Origin of the sequence: Sporosarcina sp. P26b, assembly GCF_002743245.1 — a bacterium.
GTDB classification, from domain to species: Bacteria; Bacillota; Bacilli; order Bacillales_A; family Planococcaceae; genus Sporosarcina; species Sporosarcina ureae_C.
The window spans coordinates 36653-60341 of record NZ_PDYW01000014.1; the positions used below are offsets into that span (position 1 = coordinate 36653).

Here is a 23689-nt window from a genome sequence, read left to right on the forward strand (position 1 = left end):
TAGGGAATTCCCCGATAGAAACCTACTAAAAAACACGTATACTTATATAATATAAAGGAATTTTATTAGAATTAGGTAAAAGCTCACATATTACACAAAAAGAATAGGGAATACCCTTAGTTTAAATTCAGATTACTTAGTTTATTTTAGGGTAAGAAGATTAGTAGGTTTACTACATGTACTCTACATTCTGAGAAGGAGTGGAAATGTTCGATGAAAAAGAGATTCGGATTGAATTATTTTAAACCCGTCGAGAGTTTTTCTGGAAATTGGTCAGTATTGGAAGAGAAAAATCGTGATTGGGAAAACATGTACCGTCAACGCTGGTCGCATGACAAAGTAGTGCGCACGACGCACGGCGTAAACTGTACAGGCTCATGTAGCTGGAAAGTTTTCGTCAAAAACGGCATTATCACTTGGGAAAATCAGCAAATCGATTATCCTTCTTGCGGTCCAGATATGCCGGAATTTGAACCCCGTGGTTGTCCACGTGGTGCATCGTTTTCTTGGTATGAATACAGTCCATTACGCGTGAAGTATCCTTATATAAGAGGGAAACTGTGGCGTATGTGGAACGAAGCATTGCAGGAAACGAAAGATCCGGTAAAAGCATGGACATCAATCGTCGAAGATCCCGCGAAGTCCAATGAATACAAGAAAGCGCGCGGCAAAGGCGGTCACGTTCGAATTCATTGGCGTGATGCGACGATGCTGATCGCAGCTCAACTCATCTATACGGTACAAAAATACGGTCCGGATCGCGTAGCTGGATTCACACCGATTCCTGCTATGTCGATGGTTAGTTATGCATCGGGCGCACGCTTCATTTCATTGCTCGGTGGCGAAATGCTCAGTTTCTATGACTGGTACGCAGATCTTCCACCATCTTCACCACAAATTTGGGGGGAGCAGACGGACGTTCCAGAATCAAGTGACTGGTTTAACGCGGGCTACATCATTATGTGGGGCTCGAACGTTCCGCTTACCCGTACACCGGATGCGCACTTCATGACAGAAGTTCGCTATAAAGGAACGAAAGTCGTTTCCGTCGCGCCGGATTATGCGGAAAGTGTAACGCACGCAGACGACTGGATCGCAGCGAACCCGGGAACAGATGCAGCGGTTGCGCAAGCGATGACACATGTCATTTTGGATGAATTCTATCAAAAACGTAAAGAACCAACATTTATAAACTACGCCAAACAGTACACGGACATGCCGTTCTTGATTTTATTAGATCCGCATGAAGATTCCTATAAAGCAGGACGTTTCTTGCGTGCAAGTGATCTTGGACAGCAGTCGCCACATGCTGAGTGGAAACCCGTGTTATTTGATGAAGCGAAAGATGAAATCATAGTTCCGAACGGCACGATGGGGCAGCGCTGGGAAGAAGATGTCAAGTGGAATCTGCAACTGGAAAATGCGGATGGCACCCGTGTTGAGCCTGCATTATCCATTGAAAAGCATGCAGAGAAATGGCGAGAAATTCATTTCCCTTATTTTGATAACCGAGGAAACGGCACATTCAAGCGCCCAATCCCTGCGATGAAAGTTCAATTCGCAGACGGCACAGAGCGTTTAGTTGCGACAACATACGATGTCATGCTGAGTCAGTACGGTGTCAATCGAATCGACAGTGAGCTAGAAGCGACAGGGTATGACGACGTGACGTCTATCTATACGCCGGCTTGGCAAGAAGCGATCACGAACGTTAAACCTGAACTCGTTACGCAAATTGCAATGGAATTCGCACAAAACGCCATCGACACAGGCGGTCGTTCCATGATCATCATGGGAGCGGGAATCAATCACTGGTTCAACAGTGATACGATCTACCGCGCGATTCTTAATCTTGTAACATTGACGGCTTCACAAGGAGTCAACGGCGGAGGCTGGGCGCATTACGTAGGACAAGAGAAATGTCGTCCGATTGAAGGCTGGAGCACGATTGCCTTTGCGAAAGACTGGCAAGGCCCGCCACGTCTGCAAAATGCGACTTCATTCTTCTACTTTGCGACCGATCAATGGAAGTATGAAGAAGCGGGTACGGATACACTCATGTCACCACTTGGTGGAGAAGCGCGTTACCAGCATCCGGCAGACTATAACGTACTTGCAGCGCGCCTCGGCTGGTTGCCATCGTATCCACAGTTCAATAAAAATAGTTTAATGCTTGTGGAAGAAGCGGCGAAGCTTGGGAAGACCGATACAAAAGAAATCGTTTCGCATGTTGTCGATCAGTTGAAATCAGGCGAACTACAATTTGCGGCAGAAGATCCAGGCGCACCAGAAAACTTCCCACGTTCATTATTTGTCTGGCGTTCGAACTTGATCTCCAGTTCGGCAAAAGGGCAGGAATACTTCATGCGACACTTACTCGGTGCTTCAGACGGCTTGCTTGCAACGCCGAACGAAGATATGAAACCGAAAGAAATGGTTTGGCGCGATGATGTGGAAGGAAAGCTGGATTTACTCGTAGCACTCGATTTCCGTATGACGGCGACACCGCTCTATGCAGACATCGTGTTACCAGCTGCTACTTGGTACGAAAAAGTAGATCTGTCTTCAACAGACATGCACCCATTCGTCCACCCGTTCAATCCAGCAGTCAATCCGTTATGGGAATCAAAATCGGATTGGGATATTTACCGCGAGATCGCGAAAACATTCTCAACACTTGCGGAAACGCATTTGCCGGGCGTCTACAAAGACTTGGTCACATCACCGTTAGCACATGACTCCGTTCAAGAAATTGCGCAGCCGATGGGCGAAGTGCATGACTGGAGTAAAGGTGAAATTGAAGCGATCCCTGGTAAAACGATGCCAGGCATGACGATTGTCGAACGTGACTTCACAAAAATCTATGATAAATACATTACACTCGGACCGCTATTATCCACAGGGAAAACCGGCGCGCACGGCGTCAGCTTCTCGGTAGCTGATGAGTACGAAATGATGAAAGGAATCAACGGTGTATATGACGACGATACCGTAAAAGACGGTTTGCCGAAATTGTACACAGCGAAACACGCAGCAGAAGCGATGTTGACACTGTCTTCCGCAACGAACGGCCGTGTATCGCAAAAAGCGTTTGAAGCGGCAGAGCACGATACGGGCATGGAGTTAAAAGACATCTCGGCAGACCGCGCAGCGGAGCGATTCACATTCGCAAGTATTACCGCGCAACCGCGTGAAGTCATTCCGACACCAGTCTTTAGTGGTTCCAATAAACTCGGTCGACGCTACTCGCCATTTACAACGAATATCGAACGACTTGTCCCATTCCGTACATTGACGGGCAGACAGCATTTCTACGTCGATCACGAATTATTCCTTGGATTTGGTGAAGCATTGCCAGTCTATAAACCAACACTTCCGCCATTCGTCTTTGCGGATCGGGATGCAGAAATTAAAGGCGGACAAGATGCACTCGTCCTTCGTTACTTAACACCGCACGGTAAGTGGAATATCCACTCGACGTACCAAGACAATCAGCACATGCTGACATTGTTCCGCGGAGGTCCGACTGTCTGGTTATCGAATCTCGATGCAGAAGAGCATGGAATCGACGACAATGCTTGGCTTGAAGTGTATAACCGAAACGGCGTCGTCAATGCACGTGCCGTCGTCAGTCACAGAATGCCTAAAGGTACGATGTTCATGTACCATGCACAGGATAAGCACATTCAGATGCCTGGCTCGGAAATTACCGAGCAACGCGGAGGAAGCCATAATGCACCGACGCGAATTCACATGAAGCCGACTCAAATGGTAGGCGGCTACGCACAGCTCAGTTATGGATTCAACTACTACGGACCGATCGGTAATCAACGTGATGTCTACGTCGCAGTCCGTAAGATGAAGGAGGTCAACTGGCTTGAAAATTAAAGCACAGGTTGCAATGGTGATGAACTTAGACAAGTGTATTGGGTGTCATACGTGTAGTGTGACGTGTAAAACGACATGGACGAACCGCGAAGGTGCCGAGTATATGTGGTTCAATAACGTAGAAACAAAACCGGGGATCGGCTACCCGAAACGTTGGGAAGACCAGGAACTCTATAAGGGTGGCTGGCAGTTGCGAAAAGGAAAGCTTGAACTGAAATCGGGTTCGAAGCTTTCGAAAATTGCACTAGGGAAGATCTTCTACAACCCGGATATGCCTGAAATGAAAGATTACTATGAGCCTTGGACATACGACTATGAAAAGTTAACATCTGCGCCGGATCAAGAACATACGCCGGTTGCACGTGCAAAGTCTGTCATCACGGGTGAATACATGGATCCGGAGTGGGGCCCGAACTGGGAAGATCAGTTAGCAGGCGCTCATATCACGGGACCAACTGACCCGAATATCGAGAAAATTGAAGAAGAAATCAAATTTAACTTTGAACAAGCGTTCATGATGTACTTGCCACGACTATGCGAACACTGCTTGAATCCAAGTTGTGTAGCATCTTGTCCTTCAGGTGCCATGTACAAGCGTGACGAGGACGGAATCGTTCTTGTCGATCAGGATGCGTGTCGTGGCTGGCGTTACTGTATGACCGGTTGTCCGTACAAGAAAGTCTACTTCAACTGGAAAACGAATAAAGCAGAGAAATGTACATTCTGTTTCCCACGAGTGGAATCTGGTTTACCAACAGTCTGTTCGGAAACATGTACAGGCCGAATCCGTTATTTAGGTGTTTTGCTTTACGACGCAGACCGCGTACAGGAAGCGGCATCTACACCGGATCCAAAAGATTTATACCAAGCGCAGTGTGATTTGTTCTTAGATCCACATGATCCTGAAATCATCGAGCAAGCAATCAAAGATGGCATTTCCGAGGACTGGATTGACGCAGCACAGAACTCACCTGTTTATAAGTTAGCGATCGAGTACAAGTTAGCGTTCCCATTGCACCCCGAGTACCGGACGTTGCCAATGGTATGGTATGTTCCACCGCTTAGCCCGATCATGAACTACTTTGAAGGGAAAGACTCTATCAAAAATCCGGACATGATTTTCCCTGCTATCGAAGAAATGCGAATTCCGCTTCAGTATTTGGCGAATATGCTGACGGCTGGAGATGTAGATATTGTCAAAGGAGGTTTGCAACGTATGGCGATGATGCGTTCATACATGCGTGCAGTTTCTTCCGGCAAAGACTTCGACGAATCCAAACTAGAACGCGTTGGATTGACTGCTAAACAGACGAAGCAAATGTATCGTTTGCTGGCCATTGCGAAATATGAAGATCGTTTTGTAATTCCGACTTCACATAAAGAGAGTCAGATGAACGTGTACCGTTCCCAAGGTTCTGCAGGATATGACGGCATGGGTACGTATGGCGAACAAGCACCTGCCCAAAACCCATATTCCTCATTCTCCGTAATGGGCTCGGACGGAGGTTGTGACGGTTGCGGTCCTGTAACACCAGGAGCAGCTCCAGTGAAAACAGGCAAGCAAATCTATGAAGAGAATTTCTATGGGGGGATCTGGCGTGATTAATCTTGATCTCTTATATGAAAAGAAGCATATCTTCGGCTTTTTCTCCCATCAACTGAACTACCCGGAAAAGCTGACATTCCATCCAGATATGTGGAATGAGTATGTCACAGAAGATGCTGCAGGTTACGAGGACCTGCAGCTCTACTGGGAGACAATGCAAACGTACAGTTTGGATGAAATACAAGAGATGTACACGTACACATTCGATTTCCAAAAAGACGCTACGTTGTTTATGACTTATGTGAAATTTGCAGACTCGAAAGAGCGCGGTCAGACACTGGCGCAGTTAAAAGTGTTATACGAAATGTTCGGGCTCGAAATGCCGGATGAAGAACTATCTGACTTGCTTCCGTTAATGTGTGAATTTATTTATGCAGCTGAATGGAAGGGAGATCCGCGAGCGCAACAGAGCTTCACGATGTTGCTTGCGGTCATCGAGGACGGTTCATATTTCTTGATGAAAGCACTTGAGAAATATGAAAGTCCGTGGCTTCATTTGATCCGTGCACTGCGTGAAACATGTAAATCATGTATTCAACGGGAGGTTTCCGCTAATGACTAGTCAATTTTTGTGGGTCATTTTTCCTTACATCTGCATCGCAGTATTTATTGTAGGACATATTTTCCGCTATAAGAACGATCAATTCGGCTGGACCGCGAAGTCGAGTGAGTTCATCGAGAAGAAGCAATTAATGATTGGTAGCTTACTGTTCCATATCGGAATCTTCCCCGTCATTTTAGGGCATGTGGCGGGACTTGGGATTCCTAAAGAATGGACACGCGCAATGGGAATCAGTGACCATATGTACCATATTGGTGCTGTATGGGGTGGCGGATTCTTTGGAGTCGTGACGTTCGTTGGAATGATTATTTTAACATCCCGTCGTTTCACGATAAAAAACGTACGCAAGCTATCTTCTAGATCGGATTTAATCGTCAACTCGTTGTTGCTGTTCATCGTATTCCTCGGTGTCTACAGCTCCTTGATCACGAACACGATGACGCCGGGATTTGATTACCGTGATACGATTTCGGTCTGGTTCAGGTCCTTACTGATTTTCCAACCGGAAGCCGCGTTCATGGCGTCTGTTCCCATTATGTTTAAGCTTCACGTTTTGACAGGATTCCTCATTTTCGCGATGTGGCCATTCACGCGCCTTGTGCACGTTTGGAGTGTGCCGTTGAATTATGTGGGCAGAAGTTATATTCTATATAGAAAACATCAGCCGACCAAACAGTCACCTCGTTAAGCGAATGATGAATAATAGGAGATCATATCTATGACGGGACAACCAAATAGTAATTTCCAACTAGCGATCGACGAATTGAAAGAAACGCTTCATGCCGATTTCATTGCTCTAGCGTTAGTGGATTTACAGAAGAACCACCACGAATTAAAGTGGCGATATGTCACGGGGAATATAAGTTTACGCTATCGTAGAATTGTTCTTCATTCAGGTAAAGGTATAGCAGGGAGCGTTTTCAAAACAGGTAAGCCTCTGAGAATCGAAAATGTGGAGACGTCCGTAAAGTATCAGAATTTATATAACTATCCCATAATCGTATTTGAAAAGCTGAAGAGTTTTGGCGCGATTCCTTTGTTTCAAGAGGATCATGTGCAAGGTGTGCTACTGATCGGCTACCGTGAAGTGAATCGGTTGACGGCTGAAAAGTTTGAGGAATTTAGGCGCGTAGTAGGACCTCGATTCGGACCGTTTCACATGAAGGAGCGATTGAAAGATGACTATATTGAACAATGACGAGCTAACCACTATGCTTCGCAAACTATACGACCGCACGACGGAAGCAATGTTCTTTTTCGGTGCACACGGTGAGATATTGTCAATGAACGAAGCGGCGAAAAGCATTATGGAGCCAGCGATCTATAGCAAAATGCAACGAGGCGAAGCAGATGCGATGTGTCTTACATGTCGGGGGTTTACAAGTGAAGACGAGCAGATGACATGTGTCTCGTGCTTCATGGAAAAACCACAGCAAACATTATCTTCATTCCAGCTGTATTTGGAGACGAAAGATGTAGGGTTACAACCGTATAGTGCGACGTATCAAATACTTGATAGGGAGCAAGAGATTTCTGTGCTAATGCTGCGTAATTTGACACGTCAAACGCAAACGTCAGAAGTTCTCCATCAAAAATTGCGCATGCAACAAGTGATTTTAGCGCAGGAAAATGAACGCAAACGAATTTCACGCGAGTTACACGACAGTGTGGCGCAAGAAATGCTCAGTACGCTTGTCGACTTACGTGTACTGAAATACATGGGCATGAACGACAAAGCCCTTGATAAGTTGCGGCATACAGAAGGTTCATTAATGCGTTTACTCGATGAGATTCGTCATCTATCCGTTGAACTGCGACCAGCTGTACTCGATGACTTCGGATTGGAAGCAGCTTTTCGGACGCATATGAAGAATTTAGAGAAGAATTACGGATTATATATTCATTTGGAATCGAATTTGAAAAAAAGCCGCTATGACGGTGCGATTGAAACTGTTGCTTACCGTATTGGCCAAGAAGCGATTCTTAACGCCATGAAGTATGCGCAAGTAGAAGATGTCTTCTTATATTTGGATGAAGTTGATAATCAGCTGCAAATAAAAGTCTGCGATGAAGGTGTTGGCTTCGACGTCAATGACTTTTCACCGCAAGGCACGGGCCTCGGCTTATATGGCATGAGAGAACGGGTAGAACTAGTAGGCGGTAGTTTGACGATTATTTCCAGTCAACAAGACGGCACGACAGTTCAGGCAACTATTCCATTGAAGAAGGAGAGAGCAACGAGTGAAAATCATAATAGCTGATGATCATGCAGTCGTCCGCACAGGTTTCATGCACATATTGAATTTCCAGGAGGATATGGAAGTCGTAGCAACAGCTGCAGATGGATTGGAAGCGTATGAACTGGTTGCTAAACATAGACCGGATATTATTTTACTGGATCTAAGCATGCCTCCTGGCCAAAGTGGATTAATTGCGACAGGCAAAATTCATGAAGACTTCCCTGAAACGAAAATTGTTATTTTGACGATGTATGATGATGAGGAGTATATGTTTCATGTATTGAAAAATGGTGCATCGGGCTATATTTTAAAAAATGCTCCCGATGAAGAATTATTACATGCCATTCGTGAAGTGTATGATGGCGGCACGTACGTCCATCCATCGATGGCTACTTCGCTCGTGCGCGAGTTTGTGACAAAAGGGCCGAAAGAGGCAGACGAAGATGATCCGTTTAAGATTTTATCTAAACGAGAAATCGAGATTTTGCCACTTGTTGCAAAAGGGTACGGCAATAAGGAAATTGCAGAAATGCTTTATATTTCCGTCAAGACTGTAGAAGCGCATAAAGCGAAAATGATGGACAAGTTGCAATTGAAGAGTCGTCCTGAACTCGTCGAATATGCGTTACGCAAGAAGTTTTTAAGTTTCTAACGATAGAGGTGAAGGATGATGGTCAATACAGGACTTACGCATACGCTACCTGCACTCCGCGTGCTTGAAAATGAACATCGCTTCCTAACGACTTTGATGGAGGAGTGGCATGCGATTGTACTGGACTTCGAGAATGATAGATTCACGCGTGACGAAGGTCTAGAAGCGCTTAAACGATTGCGTGTGTTAGTCGTCGAATTCATTGATCCGCTGAAGAATCATACGGAAAAGGAAGAGGAATTCCTATTTCCGATGCTTGCAAAATATGTAGGCAGTGATCAAGGTCCGGTTCAAGCGGTGCAAGAAGAACATGACGAAATCGATGCGTTTATCGGGCATTTTCTTCATCATACAAGAGGCGATCTATCGGAATTTACACTCGCTATGATGCAAGATGTCGTAAAAGATGCAGGCGAAGCGTTTGAAGTCATCATGATTCATTTTGTAAAAGAAGAAAACGTCATTTTCCCGATGGTATTATCGGTGTTACTTGCAAAAGAGCAAGATGAATTATTCGATCAATTATATACATCGATTCTACCGGAATAATAAAAGTAAAATCTTATAAAAGAGTAAGTGGGTAGTTTTGCAACTAACTTTAGATTGGATGGATTCCTATGACACAAAAGATTCAGTTGCCTTTGCAAACGGCAAATCTAGTTGTCGGCTTCATGGTGTGGGTTCTCATATCTTCCTTGCTACCATTTATCAGCGAAGATATTAATATTCCACCAGAGCGTGTGGCCATCATCACAGCAATCCCTGTAGTACTCGGTTCCATATTGCGGATTCCGCTCGGCTACTACGCCAACGTCTATGGCGCGCGTATGATGTTTTTCATCAGTTTCATCGTCTTACTATTTCCTGTCTACTACATAAGTGAAACATCAACAGTGACAGGACTTTTGATCGGCGGAACGTTACTTGGGATAGGGGGAGCGATTTTCTCTGTTGGTGTTACATCGCTACCGAAGTACTATCCTAAGGAAAAGCACGGACTCGTCAATGGTATTTACGGGATGGGGAACATCGGGACAGCGATCACGACGTTTTCAGCACCGGTTCTCGCGATGAAGTTCGGCTGGTCCATGACCGTCAAAATGTATTTGATTTTATTACTTGCGTTCATCGCGTTGAATTTCTTCTTAGGTGACCGTAAAGAAGTCAGGGTGAAAGCGCCGATTGTCGAACAGATTAAAGGGGTCTATAAGAACGAGAAATTATGGTTCTTCTCGTTGTTCTATTTCATCACATTCGGTTCATTCGTTGCATTTACGGTGTTCTTGCCAAGTTTCCTCGTTAATTACTTCGAGTTAGATAAGGTAGACGCGGGACTTCGAACAGCCGGTTTCATCGTCGTTGCGACGTTGTTACGCCCTGTCGGTGGTTGGTTAGGTGATAAATTCCAACCGTTATTCTTATTGATGGGTTGTTTCGCTGGTTTGACGATCTCATCCATCGTACTAGCATTTTCACCAGGTATTGGACTGTACACAGTCGGTAGTATTATGATTGCGGCGGCTGCAGGTCTCGGGAATGGTGTCATCTTTAAACTAGTACCGATGTATTTCAGTAAGCAAGCAGGTACTGTGAACGGGATTGTATCAATGATGGGTGGTCTTGGTGGATTTTTCCCTCCATTACTACTCGCAACTATTTTCTCGATGACAGGTTCGTATTCAATTGGTTTCATGGCATTTTCACAAGTGTCGTTAGCCAGTCTCGTATTAGCTTTCTGGCTTTACTACATGGATCGCACAAGCTTGTCCAAAGAAGTATTTGATTCAACAGGACAAGGCATTCTCGTGACCAATTCCAAGGGGCTCATTGTTTCGGTCAATCCGGCATTTACGAAACTAACAGGGTATAGTGAAGAGGAAGTGCTTGGTCAAAGTCCGAATATCTTAAGTTCAGGCAGACACGATCGGGAATACTACGACGACATGTGGCGCACAATTGATCAACAGGGTGAATGGCAAGGCGAGATTTGGAATAAGAAAAAGAACGGTGAAGAGTACTTAGAGTTCCTATCTATCAGTTCTGTAAAAGATGGAACAGGCGACGTCGTTCGCTACGTTGGTTCGTTCAGCGATATTAGTCCAGAAGCAAGCGTAGGCAATCGGTCATAACCGGTTGCCTTGCTTCTTGTTTTAATGAAAGGAAGTAGATCCAGTGGAGAATCGATATTCGAGACAAACGTTATTTCAACCAATTGGCATGTCGGGACAGAGACAATTAGCTGACGCACATGCAGTCATCATAGGCTGCGGCGCGCTTGGCTCTTCCATTTCAGAGACGCTTGTACGTGCAGGAATTGGAAAAGTCACACTTGCAGATCGTGATTATGTCGAAGCGTCGAATTTGCAGAGACAGCAATTATTTGTTGAAGCCGATGCGAAAAACAGTGTGCCAAAAGTGGTCGCGGCAAAGCGACGTTTGCATGCTATTCGTGAAGATGTGGAGATCATAACGCTGCTCGATCATATCGACGGCCCGTTGCTCGAAGAAATCGCGGTAGGGGCGGATATTTTACTTGATGCAACCGATAATTTCGAGACGCGTTTGTTGATCAATGACGTCGCATGGAAACTGAATATCCCTTGGGTCTACGGCGCAGTCGTCAGCAGTTCAGGCAGCGTCTTTCCTTTTATTCCAAGCAAGACACCGTGTTTCCGTTGTTTACTGCCGGTCATGCCAGCGGTCAATGAAACGTGTGATACAGTAGGGGTAATTGCGCCCGCTGTACAGATTTCGGCTGCACATCAAAGTGCGGAAGCGATGAAATGGCTGACGGGGAATGAGTCGGCTATGCGCACGAAACTTCTACATTTTGATGTGTGGAATAATACATCAGTTGAAGCGGGAATCAGTCGGATGAAGAACCCGCAATGCGAGACATGCGGGGAACATCCAACGTATCCGGCGCTGCATCAAGCAGCCGGTACACAATATGCTGTGCTATGCGGACGTGATACGGTACAAATCATACCGGACGCAGGACGTCAGCTGACGGTGGCAGACGGTGTGAAAGTCGCGAAGCAGTTAGGGTCCACATTCCGAGAGACACCATTCTTCGTGGAGTTTCAGGCGGAAGGATACCGCTGTATTTTATTCGGCAATGGCAGACTATTGATTCACGGTTTAAAAGATATGCAAGAAGGGCGAAAAATCTATCATTCATTATTCGGCTAGGAGGAATGGGAAATGGAAGAGGCTCATTTGCCGCAGAAGGCGCGTAATCAATCGATTGCAGTCGCAGTATTGACGATCAGTGATACGCGGACAAAAGCGGATGACAAGAGCGGTAAGGTGATTTGCGACAAGTTAGTGGAAGCTGGACATACTGTGAAAGCGTATGAAATTTGCCCGGATGAAGCGGAGCGTATCGTAGAGCGGTTATCCGTTTGGTCGTCCGATTCATCGATTCAAGCCATGATCTTCACGGGTGGAACGGGCATTGGCGCACGGGATATTACGATAGAGACCGTGTCACCTTATTTCACGAAGCCATTGGACGGGTTCGGCGAGTTGTTCCGATTTTTGAGTTATACCGAAGACGTAGGATCGAAAGCATTACTCAGTCGTGCGACGGCTGGCGGAATCGGCTTGCAGGCGGTGTTTTTATTGCCGGGATCTTCAAAAGCTGTAGCGCTTGCGATGGATAAGTTGATTATTCCCGAGTTGCCGCATATCGTGCATGAACTGGGGAAGCATTTGGAGGCTTGATAGAGCGTTTGGCTTGTTGGATAGAGCGGGTATAGGGCTTGATAGAGCACTCATCGCGTGGCATAGAGCGGAAACGTGGCTTGATAGAGCACTCATCGCGCGGCATAGAGCGGAAACGCGGCCTGATAGAGCACTCACCGCGCGGGATAGAGCGGAAACGTGGCCTGATAGAGCACTCACCGCGCGGCATAGAGCGGACGCGCAGCCTGATAGAGCACTCACCGCGCGACATAGAGCGGCCACGCGGTCTGATAGAGCACTCACCGCGCGGGATAGAGCGGAAACGTGGCTTGATAGAGCACTCATCGCGCGACATAGAGCGGCCACGCAGCCTGATAGAGCACTCACCGCGCGGGATAGAGCGGAAACGCGGCCTGATAGAGCACTCATCGTGCGGGATAGAGCGGCCACGCGGCTTGATAGAGCACTCACCGCGCGGCATAGAGCGAATACGCGGCTTGATAGAGCACTCACCGCGCGTCATAGAGCGGCCACGCAACCAAATAGAGCACTCAAGCAACATCATTGAGCCCAAAAACTCTCCAACACGCCCAATCCAACCCAACTCAATCAAAAAAACACACGGAATTTACTCCGTGCGTTGGTAATCGCCATTTTTTCCACCAGATTTATGTTGCAGCATCGTCGGTCCGATGACCATATCTTTGCCAGCGGCTTTACACATATCATAAATGGTCAATGCAGCGGCGGAAGCGGCAGTCAAAGCTTCCATTTCGACGCCGGTGACGCCTTTTGTTTTGACTTCGGCTTGAATGAGCACATTATAGTGGGAAGATTCTTTATCGATATCCCAATCGAATCGCACATCCACACCCGTTAAGGGAAGGGGATGGCACATGGGGATGATGTTGGACGTGTTTTTTGCGGCCATGATGGCGGCGACTTGCGCAACTGCGAAGACGTCTCCTTTTTTATTCGTACCATGGGTGATTTGCTCGTAAATCGATGCGTTAACCTTAATTGATGATGTAGCGATTGCCGTACGTAATGTAGTTTCTTTGTCGGACACGTCGACCATTTTGGCGCGACCTTGTTCGTTGAAGTGAGTAAGTTCGGACATGTTGATCATCCTTTCATTTCGTTTCATTTCATTGTACTGATTAGTATAACAAAAGAAAGTAGGAGATGTACGTGGTAGAAATTCGAAAACCTATTCAAGTGGCGGAAGCTGTAGAACGAGTGATGAATAATGTACATAAGTTGGGGACAGAGACCTTGCCGTTAGAAGATACATATGGACGTGTGTTGGCCGAGCCCATCATAGCAAAACACGACGTACCACCTTTTGATCGCTCGCCGTATGATGGTTTTGCGATTCGTGCGGAAGATTCTGCAGGAGCTTCAGGTACTGACCGCAAAGCTTTTGACGTTATTGGTGAAATTGGTGCGGGACATGTGGCGGATCGTCCACTTGAGCGGGGTGAGTCGTTTCGTATCATGACAGGTGCGCTCATTCCGGAACAAGCGGACGCAGTCGTGATGCTTGAGCAAACGGTGGAAAATGAGACAGGTTTTACGTTGCGTAAGCCGTTTGAAGCGGGCGAGAACATTTCACGTCAAGGTGAAGATATGAAACAAGGTGAGACGCTGATCGAAGCAGGAACGATCATTCATCCAGGAACGATTGCGTTGCTTGCGACGTTTGGCTATGCCGAAGTATGCGTCGCGAAACGTCCAATTGCCGGAGTGCTTTCGACGGGTACGGAATTGCTGCGTGTTACGGATGAACTGGAACCTGGCAAGATCCGCAATTCGAACGGACCGATGATCAATGCGCAGTTGACGCGGATGGGTATTGATTATAAATCATATGGCATGATGGAAGATGATTTGGCTGCATGTACCGAAATCGTCAAGAAAGCACTGGAAGAAACGGACCTCCTCATTACGACGGGGGGCGTGTCAGTTGGTGATTATGACTACTTGCCAAAAATATATGAGAGTCTCGGGGCGGAAGTGTTGTTCAATAAGGTGGCAATGCGACCGGGAAGCGTGACGACAGTAGCAGTGCTTGACGATAAACTATTGTTTGGTCTGTCTGGCAATCCATCCGCATGTTTCACGGGATTTGAATTATTTGCACGTCCTGCTATTTACTCGATGATGGGTTGCACGGCTCCTTATATGCCACGCATTCAAGCAAAACTCGGAGATGATTTCAAGAAAGCCAATCCATTCACTCGTTTCGTTCGTGCAAGCTGGTCGATGACGAATGAAGGAATCATTGCCACGCCCGCTGGTTTCAATAAATCTAGCGCCGTGTCTTCGATCGCACGTGGTAACTGCATTATCGTTTTACCAAGTGGGACTCGCGGCTTTGAAAAAGGCATGTCGGTGGATGTATTGCTACTAGGAACGGATCAAGGCGCGGAGTGTTGGGAGCTGTGAAGACGCTACATGTTGTTGGCTTCAAGAACAGCGGAAAGACGACGCTTGTTTCCCATTGGATTACCGTGCTCAATCAGGCTGGTTTCGAAGTTGCCGTACTAAAACATCATGGTCATGGAGGCGCACCGGAACTACCTCCAGCACATACGGACACGGTGCAGTTTCTTGATTCTGGAGCTGTCTCAACCCTTGTCGCTGGTGGCAATATGATACAATTGATACAGAACAAAGAACATTCATTTGAACAGCTAAAGGCATTGGTCGCGTTAGGTGAACCAGATGTTTTATTAATAGAAGGCTATAAAAAAGAGGCCGGTGAGAAAGTGGTGCTCATCCGTAATGAAGAGGAACGGGAAGAGTTGAAATCGTTGCCTGGAATCATTCGGACGGTGAAAACAGCCGAGTTGTTCGAAGATATCACACGACTCGACGACTGGTTGCAACAATGGGTGGAGGCGAGAGAATGAAACGTTATGAAATCATAGACACGCCGATTGACGTGCAGAAATACAGCGATCTAGTGTTGCATCCTGCAGCGGGCGCCGTGACAGTGTTTACAGGACATGTGCGTGAATGGACGCATGGCGTTCGCACATTATACCTCGCGTACGAAGCCTATGTACCGATGGCGGAAAAGAAGCTGGCAGAAATCGGTTCGGAGATGGAAGCGAAGTGGCCGGGAGTTCAAGTCGCTATGGCGCATCGAATCGGTGAGCTGAAGATTTCCGATATTGCTGTAGTTATAGCTGTTTCGTCTCCGCATCGTAAGGAAGCCTATGAAGCGAATGAATACGCGATTGAACGCATCAAGGAAGTCGTGCCGATCTGGAAGAAGGAAATCTGGGAAGACGGTGAAGAATGGATCGGTGCACAGAAGAAATATCCGGAGAAAGGAAGCGAATCACAATGATTACAGTTCATTACTTTGCAAGATTACGTGAGTTGACAGGTAAAGGGGAAGAGTCTTTGGATCGTGCACCTTTGACGGTGGAAGAATTGCTTAACTGGGCAGAAGAAACGTATCCGGGATTTGGTAAAGAGACTATCCATGTCGCGGTGAATGAAGAATACGCATTGAAAGAAGATGTCATTCAATCAGGAGATGTCTGCGCGTTCATTCCACCAGTGAGTGGCGGATGAAAACGGTAGGAATTCTACTGGCAGGCGGCAAGTCTAGACGTTTCGGTTCACCGAAAGCATTCGCGACGCATGAAGGCCACGAGTTCTATCATTATTCGCTGGATGCGTTACGTCCGTTTTGCGATGAAATCGTAGTGGTAGCGCGACCGGAATTTGTGAGGTGTTTTCCCGATACGGTTCACGTGACGACGGATCTCGAAACATTTGCAGGGATGGGACCGCTAGCGGGTATTTTATCCGCCATGGATAAGATCGCTGCAGACCGATACGTCGTGCTGCCATGTGACATGCCGTTTATCGTGGCCGGTGTGATGGGAAAGTTGCTCGAATTACACGTAGGAGATATTTCTGCAGTCACAGTCGATGGGAAACGTCATCCGCTCGTTTCAATTTGGAACGCGAATGTTAAACCGTCGATCAGACAAGCGTTACTAGACGATAACCGTCGTGTAATGCATGTCCAGTCGCAACATGAAGGTCAGTGGATTGAAGGAGTCTTATTGACGGATACTCCAGAAATTGCTTTTAAAAATGTCAACACGCCATGTGAACTGGAAAGGGGATGAAGAAGATGAATGCCATTGTAGATCAACTCGGACGACCGATCCGTGATTTGCGTATTTCCGTGACGGACCGTTGTAACTTCCGTTGTACGTATTGCATGCCAAAGGAAATCTTTGGGGATGACTTTTTATTCCTTGCGAAGAATGAATTATTGTCATTTGAAGAATTGGAACGTTTGGCTCGGATTTTTGCGAAGCTAGGTGTGAAGAAGCTTCGATTGACGGGCGGTGAACCGCTAATGCGCCGGAATTTACCCGAGTTGATACAGAAGCTTCACGACATCGAAGGGATCGAAGACATCGGACTTACAACGAACGCAGTACTGCTCGGTCAATATGCGCAACCGCTTTATGATGCGGGATTGCGCCGGCTAAACATCAGTTTGGATGCACTTGACCCAGAACTGTTCGGGCAGATTAATGGCCGTGGCATTTCACCTGACCTCGTTCTTAAAAACATTCAAAAGGCGCAAGACATCGGCTTCACGATCAAAGTAAATATGGTTGTACAAAAAGGCGTTAATGAAAGTGAAATCCTCCCGATGGCTAAATATTTTAAAGAACGCAATATTACGTTGCGCTACATCGAGTTCATGGACGTCGGAAATGACAATGGCTGGAGCTTTGAAAAAGTGGTCACGAAGAAAGAAATTTACGATATGCTGGCTGCTGAATTCGATATGGAGCCTGCAGAAGAAGACTATTATGGCGAAGTGGCAAAACGCTATCGCTATACAGGAACGGATGCACAAGTAGGGTTTATCACTTCAGTTTCAGAGTCGTTTTGCTCCACTTGTACACGTTCTCGTCTATCGTCTGAAGGGAAGTTGTATACGTGTCTATTCGCATCAGACGGCTTTGACCTACGGGAATTAATTCGCTCGGGTAAAACAGATGAGGAATTGTTTGAAGAGATCGCGAACGTCTGGAGAGGTCGTAAAGATCGCTACTCTGACGAACGTACGGAACAAACCGTGAAGAACCGCAAGAAGATCAATATGAACTATATCGGTGGCTAAAGGAGCGTTGTCCATGAAACCAGTAGTATATATTTGCCGCGAGATGCCGGAAGACGTAGTTGCGCCTGTTCGTGAACAGTATGACGTGCGAATGTGGGAGTCAACGAGTGAACCAGTCCCGCGGGATGTGTTATTGAAAGAAGTGGCAGAAGCAGACGCGCTGTGGGTCGTCATTTCCGATCAAATCGATAAAGAAGTATTTGACGCGGCACCGAAATTAAAACTGATCGTCAATATGGCGGTTGGATATAATCATATCGACGTACAAGAGGCGCAGGCACGCGATATTCTCGTGACGAATACGCCGGACGTGCTGACTGAAACGACTGCAGATTTGGCTTTCGCATTACTCATGGTGACGGGTCGCGATTTAATTGGTGCAGAAAACACGTTGCGTGAAGGACGATGGACATCATGGGAGCCTCTTGGTTTCACAGGTATGGATATTCACGGTGCCACTCTTGGTATCGTCGGTATGGGCCGGATCGGTGAAGCAGTGATGCGACGCGCGAAAGGGTTCGATATGGACGTGCTCTATCATAATCGTACCCGTAAGTCTGAAGTGGAAGATATGTATGGCTGTCGCTATGCCGAGCTTCCGGATTTGTTGGCGACATCTGATTACGTGTTAATTTTGGTGCCGTATAGTGAAGAGACGAAGGGTATGATTGGTGAACAAGAGCTGTCTCTGATGAAGGAGACGGGGATTTTGATTAATGTGGCGCGCGGCGGGATTGTGGATGAGACTGCGTTGTTTGATGCGCTACGCACGAAGAAGATTCATGCGGCAGGGCTAGATGTGTTTGAGACGGAGCCTGTTCCGCTCGATCATCCGTTGCTGACGTTGCCGAATTTGACGGTGTTGCCGCATATCGGCAGTGCGACGGTGAAGACGCGTAAGGCGATGATGAAGCTGAACGTAGATGCGTTGCTTGCGTTTGCGCTAGGAGAAGAGCCTAATCATCAGGTTCGTGGTTAGTAGGGATGTGTAGTGATTCCCCCATAATAGACAAATAAAAACGTCCTCTAGCACCGAAGCGGTTTCAATAACGTAATTTGTTTACAACTAGAAACCACTCAACCTAATCCTTAACAACTGAAAAAGAGACTAGCAAAGCTATAATCGCTGACTTTGCTAGTCTCTTTTGTGCTGTTATTGAGATTTGTCGATGAACGACCAAATCGCCGCGGATAGTTCGATTACTTGTAGTTGCAGTTCGGAACCTTCGAACGCTTGGCGGAATGAGCGCACGACGGATTCTAGTAAATAGAGTCGTGGGTGGTCAGATGATAACTCGTCCAATAGAAATTGGCTGTAAAGCATTCTTTGATTTTCCTCTTCGGGTAACTCTTCGATGAATTTTTGCAAACTCTCGGTCAGCACTTCGCGTGTCATCGGATAAAACTCGGCGGCTGTTAACATGTCTTCTAGCAAGCCCTGTGACAGGAAGTGTGCGTCACGTTTTACAATGTCCGGCACGATGACTTCCATTCGTTGCATGACGAACTCTACTAGTTTCATCGTATCGATTTTCTCTGTAGTGGAACTTTTCCAGACGTTAAGCGCATGTTGGATGAAGCCGAAAAGTAACGATGCGCAATCATAAGAGTACGGTTTTACTTCCTCGCCGTAGACGTTGACCAAACGTTTCGCAATCCATGCGAGTTCTCGAAAATGCATCTGCTTGACGAATTGACGTAGCTCGTCATCAGGCGAATGAACAATCGTTTCAAATAACGGAAGCAAATTTTGTTGTCGGTTCATCGTCAAACGAATTTCAATTTGTGCAGAAAGTAGGGCGGGGTCTGCAAGATCTTTGCCGATCGCCAGCTCGTTTCTTCGTAAATAACTTATATAATAAGCATCGCGCAATATCGCCATGAGACATTCATTTTTAGAAGAGAAATAATTATAGAACGTTCCCTTTGAAATTTGTGCTGCATCCAAAATATCTTGAATGGATGTCGCGTGAACGCCTTTGTCGATAAATAGTTTTTTTGCGATAAGCAATACATGTTTTTTTCGGTCGTTCATAGATAATCACCTGTGTATTTTGATTTTTTTTATACTGTGTGTATACTTCATATACTATTCTTAAAACACTGTTATATCAAGCTTTTGAATCTATACGAATTAATTAGTTGTAATAAATGAACTGGCGGTATAAAATATAAACCTGACATATTTTCACGTGTTATAGGAGGGTAAAATGGTAGAATCATTAGAAATTAAAAAAATGCATGAGAAGCCACCTTATGGCATCATTGCAATTTTGTTCATTGGTGCGTTTGTTGCGATCTTAAATAATACTTTACTGAATATCGCATTACCGGTCATTATGGAAGAGTTTTCGATTACTCCATCAGCTGTTCAGTGGCTGACAACGGGGTATATGCTAGTCAACGGGATTATGATTCCAGCCAGTGCGTTTTTCATTCAGAAGTTTACTAATAGAAGAATCTTCATTACAGCGATGGTGCTCTTCTCGTTAGGGACGTTTATCGCTATCATCGCGCCGACATTCTCTTTACTAGTCGTCGCACGTATGATCCAAGCATCCGGTTCCGCATTGATGATGCCGTTGTTAATGAATGTTATGTTAACAGCTTTCCCGATCGAAAAACGGGGAGCGGCACTAGGTATGTTCGGTCTGGTAATGTTCACAGCACCCGCTATTGGACCGACTTTGTCCGGCTGGGTAGTTGAGAATTATTCATGGCGGACGTTGTTTGAAATCGTTCTGCCGATTTCATTGCTGACACTAGTCCTTGCTATCGTCAAGCTGAAGAATATTACACCGAACCGCGATGTCCGCATCAACTTCTTCTCGTTGGTATTGTCGACGATTGGTTTCGGTGGCCTGCTATACGGCTTTAGTTCAGCGGGTGAAAAGGGTTGGGGTTCTCCAATTGTCTATGGCACGATCGCGCTCGGAACGATAGGGCTTGTATTGTTTATACTAAGACAATTACGTATGAAAGAACCAATGCTCGATTTTCGAATTTACAAGTACCCGATGTTTGCACTCGCTTCCGTCGTATCGATGGTGCTGTCTGTAGCGATGTTCTCCGGGATGATTTTGACACCGTTATACGTGCAAAATGTCCGCGGTATTTCACCACTGGATGCAGGATTGCTCATGCTACCAGGTGCAGTTTTAATGGGGATCATGTCGCCAATCACAGGTCGTTTATTCGATAAATATGGCCCGCGTGTCCTCGTCTACACAGGATTGATCATTTCTGTAATCGGAACGTATTTATTAAGCCAACTGCAGATGGATACAGGCTATTACTATTTAATGGCAGTGTATACATTCCGGATGTTCGGCTTGTCGATGGTGATGATGCCGGTTATGACAAACGGAATGAACTCGTTGCCGATGATCTCAAATCCACATGGTACGGCAATGAATAACACATTGCAGCAAGTATCTGGTGCGATTGGTTCGGCCTTGTTACTGACACTCATGACCAAGCGGTTGGATGTATCAGCAGCTAACCAAGTGAAGGACTTGGCTGCATCTGGCGTCGATGTATCTACTATGAAAGAAGAGATTGGACGTCTAGCGATGCTGGACGGCGTCAATCACGCGTTCTTTATCTCGACAGTTATTACATTGGTCGCGTTGATCCTATCGTTATTCATTAAACGGGTCATGCCACCGACTTCACCAGCTATTGGGGAAGTGAAGGAACAGTCTGAAAAGTAGAATAAGGAGTTTCGTATGCTACTATGCATGCGGAGCTTCTTTTTAGTATGGTATAGTAAAAAGAAAAGGTTGTGTTCGATGTGATAGGGAATAAAGAAAAATGCCCATGCGGAAGCGGGGAAATCGTAGAGAACTGCTGTGGCAAAACAGATGTGCCGGGCACAAATCAAATACAAGAAGAGCTTAAGCAAATACTAAATAGCTATTATGAAACTACATTATCTCCTTTAGAGATTAAAACGCTTGAAGGCTTATTAAAAGAGTGGGGAGGACGTCTTGGTGAGTGGATGGAAGAAGAGGAACTCGTGACGAATGTCAGTGATTATTACTTCTTCATCGTCCGTAAAGATCTATGGAGACGTCATCTAGTAAAAGCATTGAACCGTACACAAAATAGAGCGGTACGAGCTATCTTGAAAAGCTGGCAGAATGCGTTCGTTACGTTTGCGGAAGTATCGAAGGCAGATAAAGAAGTCTACCATATGAAAGAGATTCTTGGGACTGGCGAGTATTTATTGGCAAGAGAAGCAGGCGAACCAGAAGACGTACGAGCTGTCATTGCGATTGTCCTAGAAGAGATGCGCAATGACGAGCGTTGGGTCATGCCGATATCTGCCATCGCGGTGAATGAACATATGAGTACCGAACTAAAAACACGTGTGCAGGAAATAGCAGAAACGAGCGAAGAAAAGAATAGCTTCGATTTCTTCAAAAAGCATCTCGTGGATATTTATGAAGTCGTTTGCAAACTTGACGTTCAGACATTATCAGATGTAGTCGAGCAGAACTTCACGCCATTACAACGTGAAGTAGTAGAAATACTGGATGCTAAACTCGAAAAGGAAGAGCTATATCCAGGTGCGTATGAAATGTTGCTGTCCTTGATGGCCTACTACTTTACCGATCAAGATCCGAAATTCCGTAAGCCGGAAGTACTCGCAGCGGCGGCGTTTCAGTTGGCTGTCGATACGAGCATGATGCCGAATACGTATACACAAGCGGAAGTCGGGAAAATGTTCGATGTATCCGTATCTTCTTTCCGAAAGCATACAGATATCTTGCAAGAGAAAATTGAAGATCTTGAGAAAATGATGGCAGAAGGACAGACAGAAGCTGCGTATCATATCGGTACTAATCCTCTTCCGTCCGAGCAAATGAACTGGCAAGTGCATATGTTAACGCAAAAGCATGACTTCGATTCGTTTGAAGAAGCACAGGCATATATTCAAGAAGCAATTCAGCAACCATTTGAGCCCGAAAATCAGCAGCAAGAAGCGCAAATGCTTTGTTATATGGCATATAACGCGGAAACGGTAGAACAGCGACGTGACTTTGCAGAAGGGGCATATGGCGCGGATCCGACGAATGTCGATGCGTTATTGCTTCAGACAGAGTTGACGGATTCGAAGGACGAGCAGGACAAGTTCTTCAAGCAAGCTATTTTCTCTGGCGAAAAGCAGTTCGACGGTCGTGCAGAAGATGCATGGAAGTTTGCGCCGAACCGCCCGTATTTGCGCAGTCTAATGCTGTACGGTGTGTGGTTCTATGAGCAAGGCCGTTTTGCAGAGGCGAGTGAGATGTTTATACGTCTGCTGTCGCTTGACCTCTTTGACCATCAAGGTGCGCGATACTTGGCGATTTCTTCTTTGATTCATCAGGGAGAGATTGATCAGGCGACACGATTGTTGGAGGCGACGGTAGAAGTTTCTGAAGGCGATGCGGCGTATTGGTATTTGTCTTGGTTGGTGGAGATGGAGCGTGCGCAAGGTGAGTCTTCGGAGCGTGCTTTGGAGTTGTTTGCGAAGGCAGAGCAGTTGAATCCACATGTGAGTAAGTTGATGGAGATGGCTGTGGAGAAGATGAGTTATCCGAAGAGTGTGGCGCTTACGCCAGGCAGTCATGAGGAAGCGCATTATATTTGGTATTTATTGTAATGAATGTTGGCCGTCATGGCGAGTTGGAATTTCCGACTTGCTGTGGCGGTTTTTTGCGTTGGTGAGTGGGAAGGTACCGTTGATCTGCATTTTAGGCGGACGTTTTCCTGCGGGCATGGCTTGAGCCCATAGCTGTCAACTTAAGAATTGATAGTAAATTTATAACCCGCATCCCATGCACTATCCATGGTTTACTAGCTTGATTAAAAGGGTAAGATCTTTGTAAGCACGCTAAAT

At 46.1% G+C, this 23689-nt stretch carries 22 protein-coding genes; 20 read left to right on the top strand and 2 right to left on the bottom strand.

Annotated features, from left to right (window positions below):
• The first annotated feature begins 213 nt into the window (after positions 1-213).
• From CSV69_RS11890 to CSV69_RS11940, 11 genes are all read left to right on the top strand, one after another.
• On the top strand, positions 214-3888 hold the full coding sequence (locus CSV69_RS11890; protein ID WP_099693519.1) for a nitrate reductase subunit alpha: 3675 nt from the start codon (positions 214-216) through the stop codon (positions 3886-3888).
• Positions 3878-5494, top strand: a complete 1617-nt coding sequence (gene narH, locus CSV69_RS11895; protein WP_099693520.1) for a nitrate reductase subunit beta — start codon at positions 3878-3880, stop codon at positions 5492-5494. The genes CSV69_RS11890 and narH overlap by 11 nt, the downstream gene beginning before the upstream one ends.
• On the top strand, positions 5487-6056 hold the full coding sequence (gene narJ / locus CSV69_RS11900) for a nitrate reductase molybdenum cofactor assembly chaperone (protein ID WP_085428037.1): 570 nt from the start codon (positions 5487-5489) through the stop codon (positions 6054-6056). Before narH ends, narJ begins: the two co-directional genes overlap by 8 nt.
• Complete coding sequence (gene narI, locus CSV69_RS11905; RefSeq protein ID WP_085428038.1) at positions 6049-6744, top strand: respiratory nitrate reductase subunit gamma; 696 nt, start codon at positions 6049-6051, stop codon at positions 6742-6744. The genes narJ and narI overlap by 8 nt, the downstream gene beginning before the upstream one ends.
• A gap of 30 nt (positions 6745-6774) precedes the next feature.
• Entirely contained in the window at positions 6775-7254 is a 480-nt protein-coding gene (locus tag CSV69_RS11910) for a GAF domain-containing protein (RefSeq protein WP_099693521.1), read from the top strand.
• Positions 7255-7267: 13 nt separating this feature from the next.
• Positions 7268-8317 (top strand): sensor histidine kinase, encoded by a 1050-nt coding sequence (locus CSV69_RS11915; protein ID WP_233192385.1) that lies wholly within the window; start codon positions 7268-7270, stop codon positions 8315-8317.
• The gene (locus tag CSV69_RS11920; RefSeq protein ID WP_085428041.1) at positions 8298-8948 is read left to right on the top strand and encodes a response regulator; all 651 of its coding nucleotides are present in this window, start codon (positions 8298-8300) and stop codon (positions 8946-8948) included. The genes CSV69_RS11915 and CSV69_RS11920 overlap by 20 nt, the downstream gene beginning before the upstream one ends.
• A gap of 15 nt (positions 8949-8963) precedes the next feature.
• Entirely contained in the window at positions 8964-9497 is a 534-nt protein-coding gene (locus CSV69_RS11925) for a hemerythrin domain-containing protein (protein ID WP_233192386.1), read from the top strand.
• Positions 9498-9565: 68 nt separating this feature from the next.
• Complete coding sequence (locus tag CSV69_RS11930) at positions 9566-11077, top strand: MFS transporter (RefSeq protein WP_099693524.1); 1512 nt, start codon at positions 9566-9568, stop codon at positions 11075-11077.
• A gap of 43 nt (positions 11078-11120) precedes the next feature.
• Complete coding sequence (locus CSV69_RS11935; RefSeq protein ID WP_099693525.1) at positions 11121-12140, top strand: ThiF family adenylyltransferase; 1020 nt, start codon at positions 11121-11123, stop codon at positions 12138-12140.
• 12 nt (positions 12141-12152) lie between these two features.
• Positions 12153-12674, top strand: coding sequence for a MogA/MoaB family molybdenum cofactor biosynthesis protein (locus CSV69_RS11940; protein WP_099693526.1), 522 nt, complete (start codon positions 12153-12155; stop codon positions 12672-12674).
• A gap of 589 nt (positions 12675-13263) precedes the next feature.
• Here CSV69_RS11940 and moaC read toward each other — a convergent pair.
• Complete coding sequence (moaC, locus tag CSV69_RS11950; RefSeq protein ID WP_099693528.1) at positions 13264-13755, bottom strand: cyclic pyranopterin monophosphate synthase MoaC; 492 nt, start codon at positions 13753-13755, stop codon at positions 13264-13266.
• A gap of 71 nt (positions 13756-13826) precedes the next feature.
• Between moaC and CSV69_RS11955 the strand changes: the two genes are divergently transcribed.
• From CSV69_RS11955 to CSV69_RS11985, 7 genes are read left to right on the top strand one after another with little or no spacing between them, the layout of a single operon-like run.
• Positions 13827-15083 (top strand): molybdopterin molybdotransferase MoeA, encoded by a 1257-nt coding sequence (locus CSV69_RS11955; protein ID WP_099693529.1) that lies wholly within the window; start codon positions 13827-13829, stop codon positions 15081-15083.
• Complete coding sequence (gene mobB, locus CSV69_RS11960; protein WP_158232667.1) at positions 15080-15550, top strand: molybdopterin-guanine dinucleotide biosynthesis protein B; 471 nt, start codon at positions 15080-15082, stop codon at positions 15548-15550. The genes CSV69_RS11955 and mobB overlap by 4 nt, the downstream gene beginning before the upstream one ends.
• Entirely contained in the window at positions 15547-15993 is a 447-nt protein-coding gene (locus tag CSV69_RS11965) for a molybdenum cofactor biosynthesis protein MoaE (RefSeq protein WP_085428050.1), read from the top strand. Before mobB ends, CSV69_RS11965 begins: the two co-directional genes overlap by 4 nt.
• The gene (moaD, locus tag CSV69_RS11970; protein ID WP_085428051.1) at positions 15990-16223 is read left to right on the top strand and encodes a molybdopterin converting factor subunit 1; all 234 of its coding nucleotides are present in this window, start codon (positions 15990-15992) and stop codon (positions 16221-16223) included. The genes CSV69_RS11965 and moaD overlap by 4 nt, the downstream gene beginning before the upstream one ends.
• Positions 16220-16789: a molybdenum cofactor guanylyltransferase gene (gene mobA / locus CSV69_RS11975; protein WP_099693531.1), complete on the top strand. Its 570-nt coding sequence runs from the start codon at positions 16220-16222 to the stop codon at positions 16787-16789. The genes moaD and mobA overlap by 4 nt, the downstream gene beginning before the upstream one ends.
• A complete protein-coding gene (gene moaA / locus CSV69_RS11980; RefSeq protein ID WP_198166157.1) occupies positions 16786-17805 on the top strand; it encodes a GTP 3',8-cyclase MoaA in 1020 nt (339 codons plus the stop codon). Before mobA ends, moaA begins: the two co-directional genes overlap by 4 nt.
• 13 nt (positions 17806-17818) lie before the next feature.
• The gene (locus tag CSV69_RS11985; protein WP_085428054.1) at positions 17819-18784 is read left to right on the top strand and encodes a 2-hydroxyacid dehydrogenase; all 966 of its coding nucleotides are present in this window, start codon (positions 17819-17821) and stop codon (positions 18782-18784) included.
• A gap of 174 nt (positions 18785-18958) precedes the next feature.
• On the opposite strand, the gene CSV69_RS11990 is transcribed toward CSV69_RS11985, so the two are convergent.
• Positions 18959-19840 (bottom strand): TetR/AcrR family transcriptional regulator, encoded by an 882-nt coding sequence (locus CSV69_RS11990; protein ID WP_099693532.1) that lies wholly within the window; start codon positions 19838-19840, stop codon positions 18959-18961.
• Positions 19841-20015: 175 nt separating this feature from the next.
• Here CSV69_RS11990 and CSV69_RS11995 point away from each other — a divergent pair, with 175 nt between their 5' ends.
• Together CSV69_RS11995 and CSV69_RS12000 are read left to right on the top strand one after the other, a co-directional pair.
• Positions 20016-21518 (top strand): DHA2 family efflux MFS transporter permease subunit, encoded by a 1503-nt coding sequence (locus CSV69_RS11995; protein WP_099693533.1) that lies wholly within the window; start codon positions 20016-20018, stop codon positions 21516-21518.
• Between the two features lie 80 nt (positions 21519-21598).
• Positions 21599-23452 (top strand): tetratricopeptide repeat protein, encoded by a 1854-nt coding sequence (locus tag CSV69_RS12000; protein ID WP_085428057.1) that lies wholly within the window; start codon positions 21599-21601, stop codon positions 23450-23452.
• Positions 23453-23689: the final 237 nt, after the last annotated feature.